Origin of the sequence: Salarchaeum japonicum, assembly GCF_049705945.1 — an archaeon.
Taxonomy (GTDB): Archaea; Halobacteriota; Halobacteria; order Halobacteriales; family Halobacteriaceae; genus Salarchaeum; species Salarchaeum japonicum_A.
This window is the reverse complement of sequence record NZ_JBNAMV010000004.1, coordinates 1,508,048-1,528,639: the sequence shown is the minus strand read 5'-3', so window position 1 is coordinate 1,528,639 and position 20,592 is coordinate 1,508,048. Positions and strand designations below refer to the sequence as shown.

At 67.1% G+C, this 20,592-nt stretch carries 29 protein-coding genes and 1 tRNA gene; 17 read left to right on the top strand and 13 right to left on the bottom strand.

Translation table 11 applies throughout. The features are described 5' to 3' along the window. Positions 1–6 precede the first annotated feature (6 nt). The 7 genes from ACOZ4O_RS09995 (at position 7) to ACOZ4O_RS09965 (ending at position 3,609) form a co-directional block, all read left to right on the top strand. Complete coding sequence (locus ACOZ4O_RS09995) at positions 7–522, top strand: peptidylprolyl isomerase (protein ID WP_424525165.1); 516 nt, start codon at positions 7–9, stop codon at positions 520–522. Positions 523–739: 217 nt separating this feature from the next. Then, positions 740–1,078, top strand: coding sequence for a ferredoxin (locus tag ACOZ4O_RS09990; protein ID WP_424525164.1), 339 nt, complete (start codon positions 740–742; stop codon positions 1,076–1,078). A gap of 40 nt (positions 1,079–1,118) precedes the next feature. Further along, positions 1,119–1,203, top strand: a tRNA-Leu gene (locus tag ACOZ4O_RS09985). A 166-nt stretch (positions 1,204–1,369) separates the two neighbouring features. Continuing rightward, complete coding sequence (locus ACOZ4O_RS09980; protein ID WP_424525163.1) at positions 1,370–1,831, top strand: DUF5813 family protein; 462 nt, start codon at positions 1,370–1,372, stop codon at positions 1,829–1,831. A 41-nt stretch (positions 1,832–1,872) separates the two neighbouring features. Further along, positions 1,873–2,169, top strand: coding sequence for a VanZ family protein (locus ACOZ4O_RS09975; RefSeq protein ID WP_424525162.1), 297 nt, complete (start codon positions 1,873–1,875; stop codon positions 2,167–2,169). Next, complete coding sequence (locus tag ACOZ4O_RS09970) at positions 2,169–3,245, top strand: archaeosine biosynthesis radical SAM protein RaSEA (RefSeq protein ID WP_424525161.1); 1,077 nt, start codon at positions 2,169–2,171, stop codon at positions 3,243–3,245. Before ACOZ4O_RS09975 ends, ACOZ4O_RS09970 begins: the two co-directional genes overlap by 1 nt. 43 nt (positions 3,246–3,288) lie before the next feature. Continuing rightward, the gene (locus tag ACOZ4O_RS09965; protein WP_424525160.1) at positions 3,289–3,609 is read left to right on the top strand and encodes a hypothetical protein; all 321 of its coding nucleotides are present in this window, start codon (positions 3,289–3,291) and stop codon (positions 3,607–3,609) included. On the opposite strand, the gene purQ is transcribed toward ACOZ4O_RS09965, so the two are convergent. Next, positions 3,610–4,284 (bottom strand): phosphoribosylformylglycinamidine synthase I, encoded by a 675-nt coding sequence (purQ, locus tag ACOZ4O_RS09960; RefSeq protein WP_424525159.1) that lies wholly within the window; start codon positions 4,282–4,284, stop codon positions 3,610–3,612. A 52-nt stretch (positions 4,285–4,336) separates the two neighbouring features. Then, positions 4,337–4,591: a phosphoribosylformylglycinamidine synthase subunit PurS gene (purS, locus tag ACOZ4O_RS09955; RefSeq protein WP_424525158.1), complete on the bottom strand. Its 255-nt coding sequence runs from the start codon at positions 4,589–4,591 to the stop codon at positions 4,337–4,339. Between the two features lie 158 nt (positions 4,592–4,749). On the opposite strand from purS, the gene ACOZ4O_RS09950 reads away from it, so the two are divergent. After that, on the top strand, positions 4,750–5,685 hold the full coding sequence (locus tag ACOZ4O_RS09950) for a formyltetrahydrofolate deformylase (protein WP_424525157.1): 936 nt from the start codon (positions 4,750–4,752) through the stop codon (positions 5,683–5,685). Here ACOZ4O_RS09950 and ACOZ4O_RS09945 read toward each other — a convergent pair. Continuing rightward, a complete protein-coding gene (locus ACOZ4O_RS09945; RefSeq protein ID WP_424525156.1) occupies positions 5,682–6,710 on the bottom strand; it encodes a phosphoribosylaminoimidazolesuccinocarboxamide synthase in 1,029 nt (342 codons plus the stop codon). The genes ACOZ4O_RS09950 and ACOZ4O_RS09945 overlap by 4 nt on opposite strands. Positions 6,711–6,847: 137 nt before the next feature. Between ACOZ4O_RS09945 and cofH the strand changes: the two genes are divergently transcribed. Further along, positions 6,848–8,182 carry a 7,8-didemethyl-8-hydroxy-5-deazariboflavin synthase subunit CofH gene (gene cofH / locus ACOZ4O_RS09940; protein ID WP_424525155.1) on the top strand — a complete coding sequence of 445 codons (1,335 nt, stop codon included), beginning with the start codon at positions 6,848–6,850 and terminating at the stop codon, positions 8,180–8,182. A gap of 7 nt (positions 8,183–8,189) precedes the next feature. Beyond that, on the top strand, positions 8,190–8,726 hold the full coding sequence (locus tag ACOZ4O_RS09935) for a metal-dependent hydrolase (protein ID WP_424525154.1): 537 nt from the start codon (positions 8,190–8,192) through the stop codon (positions 8,724–8,726). Here the strand turns inward: ACOZ4O_RS09935 and cofG are convergent. The 7 genes from cofG to ACOZ4O_RS09900 all read right to left on the bottom strand — a co-directional run bounded on the left by cofG (position 8,723) and on the right by ACOZ4O_RS09900 (position 14,051). Then, positions 8,723–9,805: a 7,8-didemethyl-8-hydroxy-5-deazariboflavin synthase subunit CofG gene (gene cofG / locus ACOZ4O_RS09930; protein ID WP_424525153.1), complete on the bottom strand. Its 1,083-nt coding sequence runs from the start codon at positions 9,803–9,805 to the stop codon at positions 8,723–8,725. The two genes, ACOZ4O_RS09935 and cofG, sit on opposite strands and share 4 nt — an antisense overlap. Before the next feature lie 39 nt (positions 9,806–9,844). Further along, the gene (locus tag ACOZ4O_RS09925; protein WP_424525152.1) at positions 9,845–10,243 is read right to left on the bottom strand and encodes a hypothetical protein; all 399 of its coding nucleotides are present in this window, start codon (positions 10,241–10,243) and stop codon (positions 9,845–9,847) included. Positions 10,244–10,268: 25 nt separating this feature from the next. Next, on the bottom strand, positions 10,269–10,877 hold the full coding sequence (gene cofC / locus ACOZ4O_RS09920) for a 2-phospho-L-lactate guanylyltransferase (protein WP_424525151.1): 609 nt from the start codon (positions 10,875–10,877) through the stop codon (positions 10,269–10,271). Further along, positions 10,877–11,686 carry a hypothetical protein gene (locus ACOZ4O_RS09915; protein ID WP_424525150.1) on the bottom strand — a complete coding sequence of 270 codons (810 nt, stop codon included), beginning with the start codon at positions 11,684–11,686 and terminating at the stop codon, positions 10,877–10,879. Before ACOZ4O_RS09915 ends, cofC begins: the two co-directional genes overlap by 1 nt. Further along, positions 11,664–12,848 (bottom strand): tubulin/FtsZ family protein, encoded by a 1,185-nt coding sequence (locus tag ACOZ4O_RS09910; RefSeq protein ID WP_424525149.1) that lies wholly within the window; start codon positions 12,846–12,848, stop codon positions 11,664–11,666. Before ACOZ4O_RS09910 ends, ACOZ4O_RS09915 begins: the two co-directional genes overlap by 23 nt. Before the next feature lie 127 nt (positions 12,849–12,975). After that, positions 12,976–13,173, bottom strand: a complete 198-nt coding sequence (locus ACOZ4O_RS09905; protein WP_424525148.1) for a hypothetical protein — start codon at positions 13,171–13,173, stop codon at positions 12,976–12,978. After that, on the bottom strand, positions 13,170–14,051 hold the full coding sequence (locus ACOZ4O_RS09900; RefSeq protein ID WP_424525147.1) for a complex I NDUFA9 subunit family protein: 882 nt from the start codon (positions 14,049–14,051) through the stop codon (positions 13,170–13,172). Before ACOZ4O_RS09900 ends, ACOZ4O_RS09905 begins: the two co-directional genes overlap by 4 nt. An 82-nt stretch (positions 14,052–14,133) precedes the next feature. Between ACOZ4O_RS09900 and tmk the strand changes: the two genes are divergently transcribed. After that, the gene (tmk, locus tag ACOZ4O_RS09895; RefSeq protein ID WP_424525146.1) at positions 14,134–14,712 is read left to right on the top strand and encodes a dTMP kinase; all 579 of its coding nucleotides are present in this window, start codon (positions 14,134–14,136) and stop codon (positions 14,710–14,712) included. Here tmk and ACOZ4O_RS09890 read toward each other — a convergent pair. After that, a complete protein-coding gene (locus tag ACOZ4O_RS09890; RefSeq protein ID WP_424525145.1) occupies positions 14,709–14,942 on the bottom strand; it encodes an Lrp/AsnC ligand binding domain-containing protein in 234 nt (77 codons plus the stop codon). The two genes, tmk and ACOZ4O_RS09890, sit on opposite strands and share 4 nt — an antisense overlap. An 82-nt stretch (positions 14,943–15,024) precedes the next feature. On the opposite strand from ACOZ4O_RS09890, the gene ACOZ4O_RS09885 reads away from it, so the two are divergent. From ACOZ4O_RS09885 to ACOZ4O_RS09875, 3 genes are read left to right on the top strand one after another with little or no spacing between them, the layout of a single operon-like run. After that, positions 15,025–15,708 (top strand): potassium channel family protein, encoded by a 684-nt coding sequence (locus ACOZ4O_RS09885; RefSeq protein WP_424525144.1) that lies wholly within the window; start codon positions 15,025–15,027, stop codon positions 15,706–15,708. A gap of 1 nt (position 15,709) precedes the next feature. After that, on the top strand, positions 15,710–15,940 hold the full coding sequence (locus ACOZ4O_RS09880; protein WP_424525143.1) for an Lrp/AsnC family transcriptional regulator: 231 nt from the start codon (positions 15,710–15,712) through the stop codon (positions 15,938–15,940). Positions 15,941–15,980: 40 nt separating this feature from the next. Continuing rightward, positions 15,981–16,352 (top strand): DoxX family protein, encoded by a 372-nt coding sequence (locus tag ACOZ4O_RS09875; protein WP_424525142.1) that lies wholly within the window; start codon positions 15,981–15,983, stop codon positions 16,350–16,352. On the opposite strand, the gene ACOZ4O_RS09870 is transcribed toward ACOZ4O_RS09875, so the two are convergent. Next, positions 16,349–16,669, bottom strand: coding sequence for an AzlD domain-containing protein (locus ACOZ4O_RS09870; RefSeq protein WP_424525141.1), 321 nt, complete (start codon positions 16,667–16,669; stop codon positions 16,349–16,351). The two genes, ACOZ4O_RS09875 and ACOZ4O_RS09870, sit on opposite strands and share 4 nt — an antisense overlap. Then, a complete protein-coding gene (locus ACOZ4O_RS09865; protein WP_424525140.1) occupies positions 16,666–17,352 on the bottom strand; it encodes an AzlC family ABC transporter permease in 687 nt (228 codons plus the stop codon). Before ACOZ4O_RS09865 ends, ACOZ4O_RS09870 begins: the two co-directional genes overlap by 4 nt. Positions 17,353–17,469: 117 nt before the next feature. On the opposite strand from ACOZ4O_RS09865, the gene ACOZ4O_RS09860 reads away from it, so the two are divergent. The 3 genes from ACOZ4O_RS09860 to ACOZ4O_RS09850 all read left to right on the top strand — a co-directional run bounded on the left by ACOZ4O_RS09860 (position 17,470) and on the right by ACOZ4O_RS09850 (position 20,536). Then, positions 17,470–17,931, top strand: coding sequence for a hypothetical protein (locus ACOZ4O_RS09860; RefSeq protein ID WP_424525139.1), 462 nt, complete (start codon positions 17,470–17,472; stop codon positions 17,929–17,931). 111 nt (positions 17,932–18,042) lie between these two features. Further along, positions 18,043–18,612 carry a hypothetical protein gene (locus ACOZ4O_RS09855; RefSeq protein WP_424525138.1) on the top strand — a complete coding sequence of 190 codons (570 nt, stop codon included), beginning with the start codon at positions 18,043–18,045 and terminating at the stop codon, positions 18,610–18,612. A gap of 121 nt (positions 18,613–18,733) precedes the next feature. Continuing rightward, positions 18,734–20,536: a prolyl oligopeptidase family serine peptidase gene (locus tag ACOZ4O_RS09850; protein ID WP_424525137.1), complete on the top strand. Its 1,803-nt coding sequence runs from the start codon at positions 18,734–18,736 to the stop codon at positions 20,534–20,536. Positions 20,537–20,592 lie beyond the last annotated feature (56 nt).

Sequence of the window (20,592 nt, the reverse complement as noted above, 5' to 3'; positions counted from 1 at the left end):
ACACGTATGACGATAGAAGCGACCCTGCACACGAGCGAGGGCGACATCGAGGTCGAACTCTACGACGAAAAAGTCCCGAACACCGTCGAGAACTTCGTCGGACTGGCGACCGGTGAGAAGGCGTGGACCGACCCCGAGACGAACGAGAAAGTCGAAGGCGAACCCTACTACGAGGACGTGCCCTTCCACCGCGTCATCGACGACTTCATGATTCAGACCGGCGACCGCACCGGCACCGGCCGCGGCGGCCCCGGCTACGAGTTCGACGACGAGTTCCACGAGGACCTCAACCACGACGACGCCGGCATCCTCTCGATGGCGAACTCCGGCCCGAACACGAACGGCAGCCAGTTCTTCATCACGCTCGACGCCCAGCCCCACCTCGACGGCCGCCACGCGGTCTTCGGGAAAGTCACCGACGGCATGGATGTCGTCGAGGACATCGGCAGCGTCCCCACGGACCGCAACGACGAACCGATGAAGGACATCGTCCTCGAATCGGTCGAGGTCCACGAGGAGTGAAGTGACTCGTGGGTGAGTCAGTCCGTAAGGACTGACGCAATTCACGAGGAGTAAGACGAGTCGTGTGCCAGCCAGCGCCTCGCGCTGGCGTTGTTCACGAGGAATGAAGCGGCTCGTGGAGCAGTCAGGTCGGACGACCTGACGCACTTTCTGAGAAGGCGGGGTTTTGCGCGCGGAGAGCGATACGCGTTAGTCCCCGGGTGAGAGTTATTGTAATATGAGTGAGGACGAGGGGTTCGACCCGAGCAGCGTCGGGGAGACGGACGCCCCGGCGGTGTCGGAGAAGCCCTACAAGCTGATTTTCGAGGCGAACAAGTGCATCGGCGCGGGGAAGTGCGCGAACGTCTCCGCGAACTGGGAGATGAATCTCGATTCCGGAATGGGCGAGCCCGTCTCGTACTTCTTCGACGAGTCGGAACTCGACCACAACGTCGAGGCCGCGGAGGTATGTCCCGCGAAGAAAGACCGGGGCGTGATTCACGTCATCGACCGCCGGACGAACGAGGAGCTCGCGCCGGACCCGCACGGCGACGGCACGGTCTCGGTCGACTGGTAGTCGTCAGATTCAGGTAGACCCCCCGATTCCTTTCGGGTGCGCGAGGGTGGCTGAGCCAGGCCAAAGGCGGCGGACTTAAGATCCGCTCCCGAAGGGGTTCGTGGGTTCAAATCCCTCCCCTCGCAGTTTTCCGAGTGAAACGAGGATAACTGCGTAGAGAGGGATTTGAATCAGGGAGTGAAGCGTAGCGAAACGACAGAGGTTCAAATCCCTCCCCCCGCACCTGCGACGAACGAAGGTGAGGAGTGGTGACGCGAAACGCCCTTTTCCGTGAGTCTCGTGGTGTGGGGTATGAGTGTTGAGTCGGAGTTCGAGGCGAGTGAGCGGTTCGAGCGCGCGGATGGTGTGTTCGAGGTTGTGGGGTCGGATTGGGATGCGTCGGTGGTTCCGGGTGATGCGGAGTATCGGGTGCGGGTGGAGGTGCCGTCGCTGGATGCGGTGGTGGAGGGGGAGGTCGGAGATACTGTGTCCGAAGGATGGTTCGAGACGTTCTCGTTGCGTGTCGAGGACGTGGGCGGGGTGACGTACGCGGAGTTGACGGCCGAGCCCGTGGTGGTTCGGGAGGGCGAGCGTGTGACGGTGGAGGCTGAGGTGGAGGCGCGCGAGGGGAGCGTCGCGGACGACGCGCTGGCGGTGGTGAACTTCGTGGAGGGGACGTGGTTCGAGGGTATCGTGCCGGGGTACGAGTACGTGGAGAAGGTCCAGGAGATGCGGGAGCAGGCGCACCAGCAGGGCGGGGATACGCCGCTGTAGTCGTGCGCCGCTGGGTTCTCGGGTGGGCGGTCGTGGTGCTGGTGGCGTCGGTGCTACCGGCGGGGCCGCCGGACGCGGGCGGGTTTCCGGTGGACAAACTCCTGCACGTCGCGGGGTACGCGGTGCTGGCGTGGCTGGTGGCGCGGGAGGCGTCGATTCCGGTGGCGGTCGTCGCGGCGTTCGCGTTCGGACTGTGCGTGGAGGGCGTGCAGTCGCTGGTGGCGTGGCGGACCGCGAGCCTGCTGGACGCGGCGGCGAACCTCGCGGGCGCGCTCGCCGGGGGCGCGGTCGCGGCGGTGACGAAGCGGCTTTACGCGCCGGACGGCTACGACGGGTAATGAGTCAGCCGAGCCCCGAGGTGTACGAGTCCGGTCGGGGGATGGACGCCCACAACAAGGTGATGCGGGAGTTGCGGGGCGAGCGCGACGAGACGTACGACCCCCACGAACCCACGAGGGTGTGGTTGGACGAGGACAACACGCCGAGCGGCGTCTACCAGAGCCTGACCATCATCCTGAACACGGGCGGGTGTCGGTGGGCGCGCGCCGGCGGCTGTACGATGTGCGGGTACGTCGCGGAGTCCGTGGAGGACGGGAGCGTCGAGCACGAGGCGCTGATGGACCAGATTCAGGTCTGTCTCGACCACGAGGCCGAGGAGGCCGAGGAGAAGTCGGGACTCATCAAGATCTACACGAGCGGGAGTTTCCTCGACGAGCGCGAGGTCCCGGCGGAGACCCGGGCGGCCATCGCGGAGACGTTCAGCGACCGCGAGCGCATCGTCGTCGAGTCCCTTCCGGACTTCGTGCAGGAGGACCGCGTGCGGGACTTCGTGGACGTGGGACTGGAGACGGACGTGGCGGTCGGGCTGGAGACCGCGAACGACCGCGTGCGCCACGACTGCGTGAACAAGTACTTCGACTTCGCGGACTTCGAGGACGCCGCCCTCGAAGCGAAGGAAGCGGGTGCGGGCGTGAAGGCCTATCTCCTGATGAAGCCGCCGTTCCTCTCGGAGGGCGAAGCCGTTCAGGACATGAAGGACTCGATTCGGGCGTGCGCGGACGTCGAGGGCTGTCACACGGTCTCGATGAACCCGTGTAACGTCCAGCGGTACACGATGGTCGACCAACTCCACTTCCGCGGCGGGTACCGGCCGCCGTGGATGTGGAGTATCTGTGACGTGCTCGAATCGACCGCGGACGCGGACGCAATCGTCGTCAGCGACCCCGTCGGTCACGGCAGCGACCGCGGGCCGCACAACTGCGGGGAGTGCGACGATCTCGTGCAGGAAGCCATCAAGGACTTCGACCTCCGGCAGGACCCCTCCGTCTTCAGCGAGGTCTCCTGCGAGTGCGAGCACACGTGGGAAGAGGTCGTCGAGCGCGAGACGAGTTACAACCTCCCGCTCGCGAAGTAGCCACCAGCGGAGTTTTTTGTTCGTTCAGTGAGGAGTGGCGATAATGCGTCGAATCGTCGCCGTCGCGCTGGTGTTCTGCGTGCTCGCGCTCACCGCCGGGTGTCTCGGCGACGCGCGGAGCGGCCACATCGAAGGCAGCACGGTCTCCGACGCGCCCGCGAACGCGACCGTCGTGGACTACGGGGAACTCGGGACCGAGGAACTCAAGCAGGTGGTGCGGGACGCCGCGGTCGCGGGCGAGGCGTCGGTCGAACTGGAGGGCGGCGAGTACGAGCGGGTGCGTGACGCCTACGAGTCGCTCGACGGGCGGTTCGTGCGGTACGACGGCGTCCTCGTGGAAATTGTCCTGCTGACCGAGCAGTAGTCAGTCGAACGCCCGCAGGACGCCTTGACCGTCCGTGCCGCCGATGTCGGGGAGGCTGGCGCGTTCGGGGTGTGGCATGAGGACGGCGACGGTGTCGCGCTCGCCGAGCACGCCCGCGACGGCGTGTTTCGAACCGTTCGGGTTCGCGTCGGGCGTGACGTTCCCGTGTTCGTCGCAGTACCGGAACAGAACCCGATTATCGGCTTCGAGTTCGTCGAGTCGGTCGTCGTCGGTTTCGAAGCGGCCCTCGCCGTGCGCGATGGGGATAGAGAGCACGTCGCCCTCGTCGTACGCGCGCGTCCACGGCGTCTCCGGGTTCTCGACGCGAAGGTGGACGTGCTCGCACTGGAAGCGCGCGCTGGCGTTCGTGGTGAACGCGCCCGGCGTGAGGCCGGACTCGCTCCCGATCTGCGCGCCGTTGCACACGCCGAGGACGGGCACGCCCTCGCTGGCGAGGTCGCGGACGTCGTCCATCACGGGCGATTGGGCGGCCATCGCGCCGGCGCGGAGGTAGTCGCCGTACGAAAACCCGCCAGGGAGTACGACGCCGGACGTATCGCTGGGAAGGCCGTCCTCGTGCCAGACGATTTCCGCATCCACGTCGAGGTGCTGGAGCGCGCGCAGGGCGTCGCGGTCGCAGTTCGACCCGCCGAAGCGGACGATAGCGACTGTCACCGCGAGACACCTCCGTGGACTCGCAGACAGGCGGTATCGGTGATTGCGACAGTCATTCGCGTTGGGTGACGTCCACGGTGTAGTCGTGGATGGTGGGGTTGGCGAGGAGGCGTTCCGCCATCTCGTCCGCGCGTTCCGCGGCGTCCGCTTCGCTGTCGGCGTCGAGGTCGAGTTCGAAGCGGTCGGCGGAGCGGAGGCCGTCGAGGTCGAACCCGAGGCGTTCGAGCGTGCGCTTGGTCGTCTCGGCTTCGGGGTCGAGGACGCCGCGCTTGAGGCGGACGGTCACCGTCGCGGTGTAGGCGGTCATCACGCGGAGAAGCGCGTTCGTGCCCAAAAACGATTGTGGTTACGCGACGTGTTACACGAACGTGTGGTGAACGGAGTGGTCGGGATTGCGCGGAAGGCTATCCTTTTGGCCGTCCCCGTCCTTCTACGGGTGATGACTCGACTACGGCGGTGGTGCGCGTGACCGAAGAGTACACCGAGATCACGGTGGTCGGCGACGACCGGACCGGACTCGTCGCGAACGTCACCAGCCTGCTGTTCGAGCGCGGAATCAACATCGAGGACATCGACCAGGCCGTTCGGGAGGGCGTGTTCCGGATGACGCTGCGCGCGGACACCCGGGAGATGGTGTGTACGCGCGAGACTCTCACGGACGCCCTGGACGACCTCGCGGACGACCTCGGCGTCGACATCCGGGTTCGGTTCCCGGACGGCCGCGAGACCAGCGGTATCGCCGTGCTCGTCACCCGAGAGTCGCACTGCTTGGAGGACTTGCTGTCCGCGGCGGGGTCGGGGAACCTCGACGGCGAGGTTCGCGTGGTGGTGGGGAACCACGACGACCTCGAACCGGTCGCCGAATCGGCGGGCGTTCCCTTCCACGACATCGGTGACGGGAGCGGCACGCCCGACGAGTCGGAGTTGCTCGATATCCTCGACGAGTACGGCGTCGACCTCGTGGTGCTCGCGCGGTACATGCGCATCCTCAGCCCGGACGTGGTGTTCCGGTACGAGGGCCGCATCATCAACATCCATCCGAGCCTCCTGCCGGCGTTCCCGGGCGCGCAGGCGTACCGGCAGGCCGTCGAGGAGGGCGTGCGCGTGGCGGGCGTGACCGCACACTACGTCACGACGGACCTCGACCAGGGGCCGATTATCACGCAGCGAGCGTTCGACGTGCCGGACGACGCGACCGTAGAGGAAGTGAAGTCGCGCGGCCAGCCGCTGGAGGCGGACGCGCTCCGCGAAGCCGTCTCACTCCACCTGAACGACGACGTGAGCGTTCACCGCGGCCGCACTCGAGTGCGGGACGGCGCGGACGACTACCAGCTCGGCTTGCCCGACCCCGCGAGCGACGCCAACCCCGAGGCGCCCGTGGACGAGGCGCTCGACGACTAGAGGTCGCGGACGGCGTCGACGGCGGCGTCGAGCGCGGGCGCGTCGAAGAAGTCGACGCCCGTGTAGGCGTTCGCGCCCGCCCGGTAGAGGTCGCTCGTCGCGCGAACCACGGACTCGGGGAGCGGGTCGGGTGTGCGGTCGCAGAATCCTTTCCAGTCCGCCACGTCCTCTTCGTCGGCGCGCGCCTTCGCCGCCGACACGGCCTCCACCCAATCCGGCTGCGTTCGCTTGTAGTACTGCCGGACGACCTCCTTCGACACCTGCTGGCCGTCGTAGGAGAACCGATTTTCGTCGAACGTTCCGACCGCGTCCGCGACCCGGACCTCGCCGTCCGCGAGCACGCACTCTATCTTCCCGTCCTGGTGCGTGAGCCCGACAGATTCGGCGCGCTGGGTGACGAGGTCGTTCACGTCGAGCGCGACCGATTCGAGTTCGTTCAGGTCCGCCGGCCCCGCGATACGCTCGGCCTCCTCGCGGTCGAGGTAGCGGTCGCCCTCCTCCAGTTTCGTGGAGAACTCCACCACGGGGTTCGGGAGCGACACCGGTTCGTCCGGCCAGCTATCGGCATCGAGGCCGCACTCGCCGGGCGTGGCGCGCGACCGAATGCTCGACCCGACGGGAACCGAGTTCCGGAAGACGATTTCGAGCGGGACGAGGACGTTGTCGCGGGCGGCGGCGTAGTAGTCGTCGTAGTCGTAGTCGCGGCCGTCGTGCGGCAACTCGGGGACGGTCGCGAGGTCGACCGCCATCTCGGCCGGTGCGTCTGCGTCGGCATCGAGTCCGTCTAGGTCGGTGGTTTCGCCGTCGGCGACGACGCCCCGGTAGTGGGTGGGAATCCCGCGGGCTTCGAGGCGTTCGAAGTTGAACGCGCTCATCGTGCAGAGGCTCGCGCCCTTCCCCGGGATCTCGTCGGGCATCTTCCCCCAGTCGAAGACGGAGTAGTCGTCCGTGAACGAGAAGCGGCCGCGGCCGAGTCGGTCGGCGGTGGCGGCGCGGTCGACGTGGAGGTCCTTGACGCTCGTCATACCCGGGAGAGCGGACGCGACTCACAAAGCGGTTTCCATTACCCTGCCCAAACTCTACCGCTCCGAGGAGGGAAGTATGCGTGTTCGTGCATCTCCGGGACCGGCCTGCTTTTCACGTCCTACCGACATCTATGGGTATGTCGCGCGCCGCCTCGCTCTCGGCGGACGAGTTCGACTACGAGTTCGTCCCCGAGACCGACCAGTCGTTCGAGAACGCCCTCGCGAACGCCCGCGACGGCCGCCGCCTCTCGGTCGCGGACGGCGTCGAACTCATCACCACCGGCACCGACACGCCCGGCATCGACCCCGAGCGCAAGGAACTGGTGCTGGAGGCCGCCGACCGCCGACGCGCCGAGGTCGTCGGCGAGGAGGTGACGTTCGTCGCGAACGTCAACAACAACGTCACCACCGCCTGCAACACCGGCTGCCTGTTCTGCAACTTCAAGGACACCGCCCACCAGTTCGAGTCCGAGCACGACCAAGAGCACGCGGGATTCACGAAGACGCCCGCCGAGTCGAAGGAAGTCGTCGCGGACGCCGTCGAGCGCGGCGTGTACGAAGTGACCTCCGTGTCCGGTCTGCATCCCGGCCTCGCGCTGAACGACGTCCACCACGAACTCCTCGACCCGGACGACCCCGAACACAACTACAAACCACCGGAGACGTACGACACGCCGCCAGCGACCTACGAGGAGTACATTCGAGGGATGGCGGAGACGGGCGCGCACGTCCACTCGATGACGCCCGAGGAAGTCGAGCACGCCCAACGCGGCGCGGACTGGGACTACGAGCACGTCTACCGCGAACTCCACGACGCCGGATTGGACACCGTGCCCGGAACCGCCGCCGAGATTCTCGTGGACGAAGTCCGAGACGTCATCTGTCCCGGCAAAATCAACACCGAGGAATGGGTGGCGTCGATGGAGGCCGCGGCCGCGGTCGGCCTGCCGATGACCGCGACCATCATGTACGGTCACGTCGAGAACGCGATGCACCGCGTGAAACACCTCAACGTGGTGCGCGACCTCCAGGACCGAACGGGGAACATCACGGAGTTCGTCCCGCTCTCCTTCGTCCACCAGAACACGCCCCTGCACGAGCACGGCGTCGTCGAGAGCGGCGCGAGCAAGGAGGAGGACGAACTGATGATCGCCGTCTCCCGGTTGTTCCTCGACAACATCGAACACGTTCAGTCGTCGTGGGTGAAGTACGGCGACGAACACGGGATGAAACTCCTGAACTGCGGCGCGGACGACTTCATGGGCACCATCCTCTCCGAGGAGATTACGAAGCGCGCGGGCGGCGAGTACGGCGAATTCCGAAGTTTCGACGATTACGTCGAGATGATAGAGGCCATCGGGCGCGTGCCGGTCGAGCGCTCCACCGACTACACCGAACGCCGCCGCGTCACCGGCGACGGTCCGCACGGCCCGGAATTGGGGCCGAACGCCGACGGAACCCCCCTCCTGTAGGACCGTGATGGCGACCACGCACGCCGTTCTCGGCGTGCTCCCCGCGCTCGTTCTGCTGCCGTTCGACCCCGCGCTCGCCACGCTCGCCGCGTACGCGGGCTACGCGGGCGGCGTGTTCCCCGACCTCGACCTCTACCTCGAACACAGAAAGACCCTCCATCATCCCGAACTCTACCCCGCGCTCGCCACGCTCGCCGTCCTCGGCGCGCTCACGTGGCCGACGGCGCTGAGCGTCGCCGTCGCGTGCTTCCTCGTCTCGGCTGCTTTCCACTGTCTCACCGAAGTGCTCGGCGGCGGCCTCGGTCGGAAACCCTGGATACAGGACGACCACCGCGGCGTCTACTCGCACCTCGGCCAGCGCTGGCTCCCGCCGCGCCGCGTCATCCCCTACGACGGCTCCCCGCGAGACCTCGCGCTCTGTATTCTCGTCACGCTCCCGCTCCTAGCGGTCTTCGGGACGCGAGTGCGCTGGCTGTTGCTCGGCGGCCTCGGTATCTCCGTGCTCTACACGGTGTTCAGGAAGCGCCTCGTGGACTGGGTTTAGTCCAGCACGGCGCGGTAGCGCTCGCCCGCCGCGTCGTCGGCGTCGATGGCCGACCGGATTCGCTCGGACACCCAGTCGTCGGTCAAATAGTGCTCGTAGACGGGAAGGCGTTCGCGGAGCGGGACGCCGGCGTCGTCCGCGATGGACTGGAGTTCCCGGACGGCCGGCCACTCGTAGTCGGGGTTGATGTAGTCGTCCGTCACCGGAGAGACGCCCCCCAAATCGTCGATACCGCAGTCGAGCACGTCACGCACCGGCGCGAGGTTCGGCGGCACCTGCACGCTCACGGACTCCGGGAGCACCGCGCGCGCCATCGCCACGGCGCGCCGCAAGGCCTCGACGCTCGGCGACCCGCCTTGCCAGCGCTCGTTGTTCGACACCGGTTGCACGATGACCTCCTGGATGTGGCCGTATCGCTCGTCGAGTTCGCGAATCGCGAGAAGTGACTCGGCGCGGTCGCGCCACTCCTCGCCGATGCCGACCAGGATACCGGTCGTGAACGGAACCCCGAGTTCGCCCGCCGTCCGAAGCGTGTGCAGGCGCTGCCCGGGGACTTTGGCGCGCGGCCCGCCGTGCGCCTGCACGTCCGCCGTCGTCTCGAGCATCACGCCCATCGAGGCGTTCACGTCCGCGACGAGCTCCATCTGCTCGCGCGTCTGGTCGCCCGGGTTCGCGTGCGGGAGCAGTCCCTCGTCGAGCGCGATTTCGCAGGCGCGCCGGAGGTAGTCGTGGATGGAGTCGAAGCCCCACTCGTCCAGTTGGCCGTACACCTCGGTGTAGCGGTCGTCGGGGTCGTCACCGAACGTGAACAGGGCCTCCGTACAGCCCGCGTCCGCGCCGCGACGAACGGCCTCTCGGATGTCGTCGGGACTCATCAAGTCGGCCTGTCCGGGCGGGTCGTAGAACGTGCAGTACGTGCACGTGTACCGGCAGGCCGTGGTGAGCGGGAGGAAGACGTTCCGGGCGAACGTGAGTTCGGACGCGGAATCGACGTCGTCGGGCGTGACCGCGAGCGCGTCCTCGATGTCGCTGTCGGGGATGGAGAGCGAGATGTCGTACTCCTCGGCGCCCGGAATCATTCGAGAAGGGGTTGCGGGTACGCGGTAAAAGCGCTTGCGCTACCGGGCGGCGTACTCCTCGACGTAGCGAATCACGAACGACAGGTAGCCGACGGCGAGCGCGCCGCCGATGCCGATCCAGTCCGTGTACCCGGCGGTTCCGAGCACGAGACCGGCGACGAGCGCGACCAGCGCGGCGAGCGCCGCGTCGACGGCGTTCTCCACGGGCGGGCGGTTCCGCAGCACGTCCGTGCGCGGACCGCCGCCGATGGGGAGGTAGACGTCGGAGACGACGAGCACGAGCGCCGCCGCGGCGGCGGACGCGGCGGTCGCCGCGACCGCGCCCTCGACGACGAACACGAGCACGGACTGGAGGACGAACCAGACGGCGACCGCGAGCGCGATAGCCCCGGCGAGCGCCGCCGCGGCGCGCCCGAGCCGCGAGAGGAACGACGACATACCCGCAACTGGCGGCGGCGCGTGCTTAGGGGTGTCGCTCGACGGCGACGCGACCGTCGCCCGTCGAGAGTTGGAAGCCGGCGTCGCGGAGCCAGCGAGCGGCGCGGCCATCGCTGTGCAGGAGGAGTTCGGCGAGATCGCCGGGTTCGTCGATGTCGGTGGCGAGCCGATGGGAGTCGAGTTCGCGGAGGGTTGCGCCGACCTCGTGCGCGCGCCGGCGGTGGTCGCGGCAGGACGCGCCGTGGTAGTCGACGCGAAAGTCGGGATGACGGACGACGAGCGCGTTCGTCCCGCCGCCGCGCCCGGGCGCGATGACGACATCGCCGGACGCCGTGAACAGTCGAGAGAGTGCGCGCGGCGTCGCGAGCGCGAGGTCAGCCATCACCACCGCCGTCGGCTCCCCGGTGAGCGCGGCGTTCACGGCCGCGGAGAGCGAGCGGTCGTCCACCGTCACCGACACGCCTACATCGACTGGTTCGGTGGCAAGGAGTTCGGGACGGCCACCGGCCGCGCGTACCGCGTCGAGCACGTCGTCGCGGAGGCGCGTGGCGAGCGCGCGTCGCTCCTCGCTATCGAGGACTGGGGCGAGGCGAGAACAGGGAGTTCGGCCGTCGAACGGAACGAGGACGCGCACTACGCGAGCTTGTCCTGCGAGCCCTGGTTCCGCCGGTAGAGAATGTAGCCACCCGCGGCGAGCAGGACGACGACGAGCGCCGCCGCGCCGTACATGATGTACTGCGTCGTCTGCTCGGACGACTCAGCCGCTTCCAAGCTGGACTCGGCGTTCTCCTCGGCCTGCTCGGCGAGGTCGACCGCGTTCGGGAAGTTCGCGCTGTTGTACGCCGAGATGGCGTTGTCGAGCGTCGCCTGCGCCTCGGAGACATCGACGTTCTCCGACTGCGCTTCCTGAATTGCGGCCTGTGCGTCGGTGATAGCCGAGCGCGCCTCGTTCGACTCCTGCGTGTACGGCCGCGTCACGTACTCGTCGATGGTCGTGCTGGAGCCGCCCTGCTGGGCCTGGGTGAACGAAGCGACCGTGTACTGCTGGGGCGGGTCGAAACTCCAGAGCGAGTCCGACACTTCGGTCACGGTCGCCTGCAGGCGGACGGTCGCGCGGACCGCGCCGTCACTCGCGGCGAGCGCGTGTTCGAACGACTGGCCCGTGTACGTCTCCTGGTCTATCTGCTGGCCGGTGTTGTCGTACGTCGTCACCGTCCACGTCACCTCGGAGAGGTCGGTCTCCCCGGTGAGCGTCCACTCGTTGTACTCCGTGAACAAGTCGGTGAGTTCGTACGTCTGGTCGACGGTCGTCCCGACCTCCGCGTTCTCCGGCGCGCTCCCGTCTATCGACGGCACAGCGGCCGCCGCAGGTGCGACTGCCGCGACGAGAAGTACGAGACCGAGGACGGCGACGAACGCTCTAGAAGAGCGATTCGAGTTCATCGTCGTCGTCTTCGACGAGGTTCTGCAAGTTTTCTTCGCTCTCGTCACGGATCTCGTCGATGTTCTCCTGCGCCTCGATGGCGACCTGCTGGAGCTCCTTGATGCGGGGGACGTTCGTCACGCCCGAGAGCAGGACGACCGCCGCGACGCTTCCCGAGTCCGGCACGGGGTAGTCGCCGCCGCGGACTTCCATCGAACCGGTCTGCTCCTCGAGCCACTTCCGCCCGCGCTCGATGCCTTTCCGGTTGAGGAAGGCGGGCGGACCGGCGGTGACGAGGAGCGCGCGCTCCGCACCGTCAATCTCGCAGGGGAGCGTGAGGCGGCCGAGCGCCGCTTTCCGCACGAGGCTCGTGATGCGGTTCGTCGTGTTCGCCGAGTCCTCGGGCTGACTGTTCGAGCCACCGGTGAACTTGGAGAGCAGGCCGCCGCCGGAGCTCCCGGAGTTCTCGACGGTCTCGGAGGCGTACCCGACGGTGGAGACGCCGCCGCCCGCGAGCGTGTTGATAATCTCGGAGGAGTCCACGACGGACTCCGCGACCTCGCCGCCCTGGTCGACTTCGCCCGCGCCGAACAGGACGCCGAAGCGCTTGACAATCTCGTCGTTAATCTCGTCGTACCCACCTTGTACGGACTCGCCGGTCTTCCGCCAGGCGTCGTTGTCGAACACGAGGAGGTTGTCCACCTCGCGCACGAACGTCTGGAAGCTACGCGCGGCGTTGAGCGTGTAGATACCGCCCTCGTCGCCGCCCGGCAGGATGCCGAGGCCGTAGACGGGTTCGGTGTAGATGCGCTTGATGTGCTTCGCGAGCACGGGCGCACCGCCGCTCCCCGTGCCGCCGCCGAGACCGGCGATGACGAGGAAGGCGTCCACTTCGTGGACGGGGATGCTGTCGATCGCTCCCTGGACTTCGTCGATGTCCTCCTCCGCGATTTCCGCGCCGAGTTCGTTGTCCGCGCCGACGCCGTGACCTTTCACGCGGGACTGCCCAATGAGGACGCGATTCTCTTCCGGAACGTGGTCGAGCCCCATCAGGTCGGCTTTCGCGGTGTTGACGGCAACAGCGGCCCGAACGATGTTGGAGCCGTGTTTGTCGTCGTACTCGAGGAACTTGTCGAGTACTTTCCCACCGGCTTGGCCGAACCCGATCATTGCGAGTTTCATGGTGGCTACCTTTGCCAATAAGAGAGCAAAGGCCGAGATAAGCCTTTTGATGGGGTAAACGATACTAACGGCCTCAAACAGCCGATTTCGGGCGCCTCAACGGGTTTAAACGTGACGTTTACGCGGGTTAGGCGCCGAGGCGTTCGCCGAGCGAGCGCGCGAGGAAGTACGCGCTACAGAGTCCGCACGCCGCGGCGAACAGACCGACCGTGACGGCGAACGCGACCGGGAGGGCGAATCCGGCGGCGGGCGCGCCGACGAGGAACGCGTAGAGGACGGCGGTGCTGACGCCGAACGCGACGCCGCGGCGTTCGTGGGGCCTCACGCGACGCCGAGGTAGTCCGCGAACGTCCGGAGGTCGTCCTCGGAGACGCCGAACGCGCCCACGTCGTTCTCGGAGACGGTGTTGTCGAACCGCAGCGAGCGGTACTGGTCCGACCCCATCGGCGCGCCCGGCACCACGTCCGCGACCGACAGCCCGATTTTCGCGAGCGGCATCGGAATCGGGAGGACGCTCGTGGATTTGCCGTCCGCGCGGTAGACGAGGCGGGTGACGTCGGCGAGCGTGAGTTGCTCGGGGCCGCCGAGTTCGTACGTCTCGCCGTCGTGCTCATCGCCGAGCGCGTCCGCGAGCATCGGCACGAGGTCGTCCACCCAGATGGGCTGGAATCGCGTCTTCCCGCCGCCCGGGAGGCCCGTGACGTACGGCGTCGTGAGGAGTTTCGTGAACGAGACGAACTCGCCGCCCTCGCCGAACACCACCGACGGCCGGATGATGGTGTAGTCGAGGGCGGAGTCGTGGACGGCGTCCTCCGCGAGGCCCTTCGCGCGGATGTAGGCGGTCGGGCCGGTGGGGTCCGCGCCGAGCGCGCTCATCTGCACGAGTTTGTCCACGTCGTGTTCTTCGGCCGCCTCGACGACGTTCTGCGTGCCGCCGTAGTGGACTTCGAGGTGGCGTTCGTCGCCGCCGGACGGCTTGAACAGCGGGCTGAGCGCGACGAGGTTCACGACCGCGTCGACGCCGTCGAACGCGCCACGGATGGAGTCGAGCGCCGTCACGTCACCGACGTAGGTGTCGACGCCGTCGGGTACCTCGCCCTCGGGAGAGCGCGAAAGCGCCGTCACGTCGTGTCCGCGCTCCGCGAGTTCGGCGCAGAGTCGCGTTCCGATGAACCCCGTTCCGCCCGTGACGAGTACGTGCATACGAGGAGTGAGAACGGCCATCGCCCTAAATGGTGCGCCCGTCCCGGAAGCCGTTTAGGCCTCCCCTACGCAGTAGCGGTGAATGCTCATCACGCTGGAGGGAATCGACGGTAGCGGGAAGACGACGGTCTGGGAGGCCCTCCGCGCCGACCGCGAGGACGCCGTGTTCACGTGCGAACCGACGGACTCCTGGTACGGCGACGCCGTCCAGCGGTCCATCGGCGACGACGACGCGGACGCGGTCGCGGAGGCCTTCCTCTACACCGCCGACCACGCCGCCCACCTCTCCCGGGTCGTGCGGCCGGCGCTCGACGACGGCGACCTCGTGATTTCGGACCGGTACTCGGACTCCCGGTACGCGTATCAGGGCGTCGCACTGGACGACCGCGTCCCGCGACCGATGGAGTACCTGCGGGGGATTCACTCGCCGTGGACGCGCGAACCCGACCTGACGTTGTACTTCGACGTGGACCCGGAGACGGGCGCGGCGCGAGCGGGTGCGACGAACAAGTTCGAGCAGGTAGAGTTCCTCTCGCAGGTGCGGGAGAACTACGAGACGCTCATCGACTGGGAGCCGGAGCGGTTCGTCCGCATCGACGCGACGCGACCGCCGGAGGACGTGCTGGACGACGTGGAAGCCGCGCTCGCCGACGCCGTCTAGGCGGACATCGAGACGTACGTCTTCGTGTCCGCCACGCCCTCCAAGCCCTGAATGCCCGTGGACGCCGTGTTGAGAACGTCCCCGACCGCGTCCCCGTCCGCTTCGACGATGACGTCGTATTCGCCGGCGACGACGTGCGCGTCCACGACGAATTCGAGGGCGAGGATGGCGTCGCGGGCGTCGGCGGACGACCCGGTGGTCGTCTTCACCATGATGAAGGCGTGTACCATACGTTCGGGTTCGCCGGGAGTCCGCAAAAAGCTTGCCGCGTGTTCACAAACCTATATGGGTCGGGGCGGCCTATCTCGCGGTATGCGCTTCGTCATCATCGGTGCCGGACGCGTCGGATTCCGTACGGCGCGCGTCATCGCGAACGAGGGCCACGACGTCGCCCTCATCGAGAACAACCACGACAAGGTCGAGAAAGCGCGCGCCGAGGGGTTCGAGGTCATCGAGGGTGACGGCGCGAGCGAGGACGTGCTGATGAACGCCGACCTCGACGCGACGGACGCGGTCGGCGCGCTCACCGGCGACCTGAACGTGAACTTCGCGGCGTGCATGGTCGCGAACGCCCACGGCTGTCGGACCGTCCTCCGCATCGACGAGGACTACCGGGAGAACATCTACCGGAAGTACGCGGACGAGGTGGACGAAATCGTTTACCCCGAACGCCTCGGCGCGATCGGCGCGAAGAACGCGCTGCTCGGTGGGAACGTCACCGCCATCGCGGACCTCGCGGAGAACCTCCAGGTGGTGCAGTTCACCGTGACCGAGGACGCGCCGATGGAGGGATACACGGTGACCGAACTCGAACTCCCCTCACGGAGCCGCCTCCTCGGGTTCGGGAAGAAGGAGGGCGCGCTCGGCCTCCCGCTGCCGGACGACACCCTGGAGGTCGGCGACCGCATCGCCGTGCTCGCGGAGTTCGGCGCGCTGGACGACGTGCGCCAGATATTGGTCGGCGAGGAGGCGTCCCGGGCGTCGGAGGTGAACTGAGATGGTGGTCGCGTACGTCCTCATCAAGGCGAACTCGGGCGAGGCGGACCGCATCCTCGGCGAGATAGCCGACCTCGACGGCGTCGTGGACGCACACATCGTCGCGGGCGACGTGGACTTCATCGCGAAACTCGACGTAGAGTCACCCGCGAACGTGAAGGACGTGAGCGCGAACGGCATCCAGCGCATCCGCGGCGTGGAGAGCACCGAGACCTACCTCTCGATGGAGTAACGGGAGTACGTTTTTGCGGTCGGCGAGCGTATTTCGGGGTATGAACGACGACAGCAAGCCGTGGCTGCTCGGCCGGCTGGCGCTCGGTCTCGGACTGGCGCTGCAAGCGAGCGAGGACTTCCGCGACCCCGAGGACCACGTGGAGTACGCGGAGTCCGCGGGCGTTCCGTTCCCGTCGGTTCTCGCGCCGCTCGCGTCCGGCGTGATGGTGGCCGCGGGGCTCGGTATCGCGCTCTGGCGGCTGCCGCGGCTCGCGACGACGGCGGCCGCGGGGTTCCTCGTGACGGTGACGGCGACGATGCACGACTTCTGGAACGAGGAAGGGGATGCGAGCGGCGAGCGCCTCGCGTTCTTCGGGAACCTCGCGATGCTCGGCGGCGTCCTGATTGCGCTCCGGCGGGCGTTCGACTAGACGAGGAAGCGCAGCGTCCAGAGCGCGAGCATTCCGGCGAGGATGGTGGCGAACATGTTCTCGGTGTACCACGCGACGAGCGCCGCGGCGATGCCCGCGCCGAGTTGGTCGGGGGCGACGTGGAGGACGCCGTCGTAGCTGACGAACTCGGGGACGACGAGCGCGGCGAATACGGCGGGCGGGACGAACGCGAGCGCACGTTCCAGGCGTGGCGGGAGGTCGCCGGTGCGGCCGACGAGGTAGATGAAGGAGTACCTGATGAGGAAGGTCGCGATGCCGATGACGAGCACGAGCGCCCAGAGCGTGGTGTCGTTCACGCGTCCCCACCCCCGATGGTGAGCGCGGCGGTGACGCCGAGCACCGCGCCGAGGAGCAAGCCGAGGTTGAGCGGGAGGCCGGCGCCGAGCGCGGCGACGCCGCCACCGACGGCCGCGGCGAGCGTGCTCGGACGGTCCTTCATCGCGGGGACGAGGAGCGCGAGGAAGACGAGCGGAACGGCGAACGTCACGCCCCACTCGTCCGGAATGCCCGCACCCGCGAGCAGGCCCGCGACGGTCGCTATCTGCCAGACGATCCAGAGCGGGAGGGCGACGCCGAGGTAGTAGCCGCGGGGGTCGCTCGGCGGGTCGTCGCCGTAGTGGCTGATGGAGAGCGCGTACGCCTGGTCGGTGAGGAGGTAGGCGATGCCGGCGCGCCATCGCTCCGCGAGCGCGTCGAAGTAGCTCGCGATGGACGCGGAGTACATCATCATCCGGAGGTTGATGACGACCGCGGTGAGCACGACGACCGCGACTGGGGAGCCCGCGTCGACGAGTTCGATGGTCGCGAGCTGGCTCGCGCCCGCGAACACGAACACGGACAGTCCGACCGCTTGCGCGAGGCTGAACCCCGCGTTTCCGGCGGCGACCCCGACGACCAGCCCGAACCCGCCGATGGCGGGGACGAGGGGGAGGACGGCGCGCGCGCCGCGCCGGAACTCGGTCGTGTCGGGAACGTTCATACCGGGTGGTTCGCGGGCCGGAAGTAAGACCCGTCGATTCCAGACGCGGGACGCACAGAGAGGCCACTCTGTCAGGGAAATAGTTATATCGGAGTTCCGACTATTTCCTGGCAGAGTATGACACACACGGAACGGCGGCGGTTCGTGGCTGGCGTCGTAAGCGGAGCCACCATATTGGGTGCCGGCTGTAGCGGGGGAGTTCCAGGGTCGGACGCGTCGCAGCCGCCGCTCGACGAGATGACGGTTCGACTCGTCGACATCCGACAGCCCGAAGTAGGGTTGACGAGCGCGACGTTCCCCCTCATCCTCGGATTCAAGAATCCAACAGACAGAGAGATACCGTCGATATCGGGCGACCTGGACGTGTTCCTGAACGAAACCAGAATCGGATCCGACGAGCCGGTCGTAAATGCGCTTGAACCCGGTGAAGAGTCGATGTACGACATGGATATCTTGGTGGAGTTTGCGGACGTGAGCGCCGCGGTTGTCAACGCGATTAAATCAGGGACGTTCGATATGATGGTTCGCGGAGAACTGAACTCGGGTGGAGCGTCGAAGCGCGTGAGCCTGGGCGAGTGAACACTAAGCGCCTGAGTAGGTAGAGTCGCCTCGGTAGAACTACTGGACACGCCACTAACACGACGAATAACCAACGGGTTTTATGACATGCAACTGTGTCGAGCCGCGTGTATGAGTGACTCTAGCGAAACGCGAGACGGTGAGTCAACGCAGGCCGAACCACGACCCGCAACGAGTGGGAGTACCAAGTCTGTCGGAGAAATCCTGAACCGAGACTTGCCGCAGAAGTACGTGAAGGGGATCGCCGGCGCGATGGCGGGCCTCGGAATCAGTCTCGGTATCCTCGTGATGCTGCTCGGGGCGTTCGGTAACGTGGAGTTTACAGCCGGCTCAGCGACGATTTCATCACAACGGTACAAGCTCAGTCTCGTGAACAACGTCATCGGATACACTCCGTTTCTCGCGTTCCCCCTCGCTGTCCTCTTCGGCCTCCGCGTCGCGGATGTATTCGATACCGACCGCCGAAAAGGGATCGTCACGGCCGTGACCGGCGTATTCGTCGGTACCGTCCTGCTCGTCATGATCACTGAGATGCTCGCGACAACACAGGCACCAACCGTGCAGGGAACGTCGTACTCCCTCGATTACGCCACCGCGCTCGTGAACAGTCTCGTCATCGGCGTGGCCACCTCAGTAGCCGCGGCCGCCACCGTGTACTCGTCAAGCCGCTTCAGCCTGTAGGGCGGTAACAAATTCGGTCGTGTCGGATGCGTTCACGGGGGTTGTTCGCGCGTCGATTCTCGAATCGGACACTGAGGTGGGGGACGCGAACGCTTTTGGGCGCTCACGATGATTCACGCCCGTGACAACTCCTGTCGAACTCGAAGAACTCGCGAGCCTTCCCGAGTTCTACCATCCGCGCGTGTCGCCGGACGGCGACCGGGTGGCGTTCTACTACGACGAGACCGGGCGGAACGAACTGTACGTGCAGGACCTCGCGTCGGGCGAGCGCACGCAGGTGAGCGACGGGAACGTCCCGCGGGCGGCGCGCTGGCCCATCGCGTGGGACGCGGACGGCGAGCGCGTGTTCTTCCATCAGGACGAGGGCGGGGACGAGCAGAACGACATTCACGCGCTGACACTCGACGGCGAGGTCGAGGTCGTCGTCGAGGTGGACGGCCAGGCGGCGTTCCACGACGTGACGAGCGACGGCCGATACGTGCTCTACGGAAGCGACGAGGGCGAGCAGATGAACCTCTACCGGTACGACACCCGCGAGGGCGAAACCGAGCAGTTGACCGCGTACGACCAGCCCGTCCACGGCGGGCAGTTCGGGCCGGACGAGGAGCGAATCGCGTACGTCGCGAACGAGACGGACGCGCTGGAGAACCGGGACGCGTACGTGATGAACGCGGACGGCAGCGGGAAGCGAAAGCTCGACATCGGCGAGGTCGGCGCGGAGGCTTACCCGAACGACTGGCATCCGGACGGCGACCGCCTCCTCGTCTCCGACAACACGACCGACCTCGGCCGCGTCGGCGTCTACGACCTCGACGCCGACGAGGCGGAGTGGCGCTCAAGCGGCGAGTACGAGGAGTCGGGCGCGGCGTTCGGCCCCGACGGCGACACCGTCGTCGCGTCGCGCGTGCGGAACGCGGCGACGATGCCCGTCGAGTACGACCTCGAATCGGGCGATGTGACGGCGTACGACCTCGACGAGGGCGTCGCCGGTCTCGCAGGCGACGAGCACTTCGACACCGACGGCCGGGCGGTGCTCGCGCACACGACCTCGGACGAACGCAAGACCCTGTACGCGTACGACCGCGAAACCGGGGAGACGAAGACGCTCATTGCGCCCGACTACGGCGACATCGACCCGGACACCTTCGTCGAGTCCGAATATGTTACCTACGAGAGCGAGGACGACCTGGAAATCGGCGCGCTCCTCTACGACTCCGGCGAGCGCCCGAGTCCCGCGGTCGTGATGGTGCACGGCGGCCCGCACGCGCGCTCGATGCCGCGCTTCGACCTGTACGCGCAGTTCCTCGTCTCCCGCGGCTACACCGTCCTCCAGCCGAACTACCGGGGGTCGACGGGCCGCGGCCGGGAGTTCAAGCACCGCATCCACGGCGACTGGGGTGGTGGCGAACAGGCGGACGTGGCCGCGGGCGGCCAGTGGCTCCAAGAGCAGGACTGGGTGGACGAGGACCGCGTCGCCGTGATGGGCGGGTCGTACGGCGGATATTCGGCGTATTGGCAGATGGTGCAGTACCCCGAGATCTGGGCGACCGGCATCGCGCAGGTCGGTATCACCGACCTCCTCCAGATGTACGAGAACTCGATGCCGCACTTCCAGTCCATGCTCGAACAACAGCTCGGCGACCCCGAGGAGAACGAGGAGTTCTGGCGCGAACGCTCCCCGCTCACGCACGTCGAGAACATCCAGAACCCCCTCCTCATCGTGCACGGCGTCAACGACCCGCGGTGTCCGGTCGACCAAGCGCGCGTCTTCCGGGACGCCCTCTTCGACCTCGGCTGGACGGCTGGCGAGGACGGCGACTTCGAGTACGAGGAACTCGGCGCGGAAGGCCACGGCTCCACCGACATCGACCAAAAAATCAGACAGTTCAAACTCGTGGACGACTTCCTCGATCGACGGCTGTAAGCGATTTTTCCTCCAGGTTTTCCGTCCGAACGACCGTGAGGACGGAAAAAGTGGAC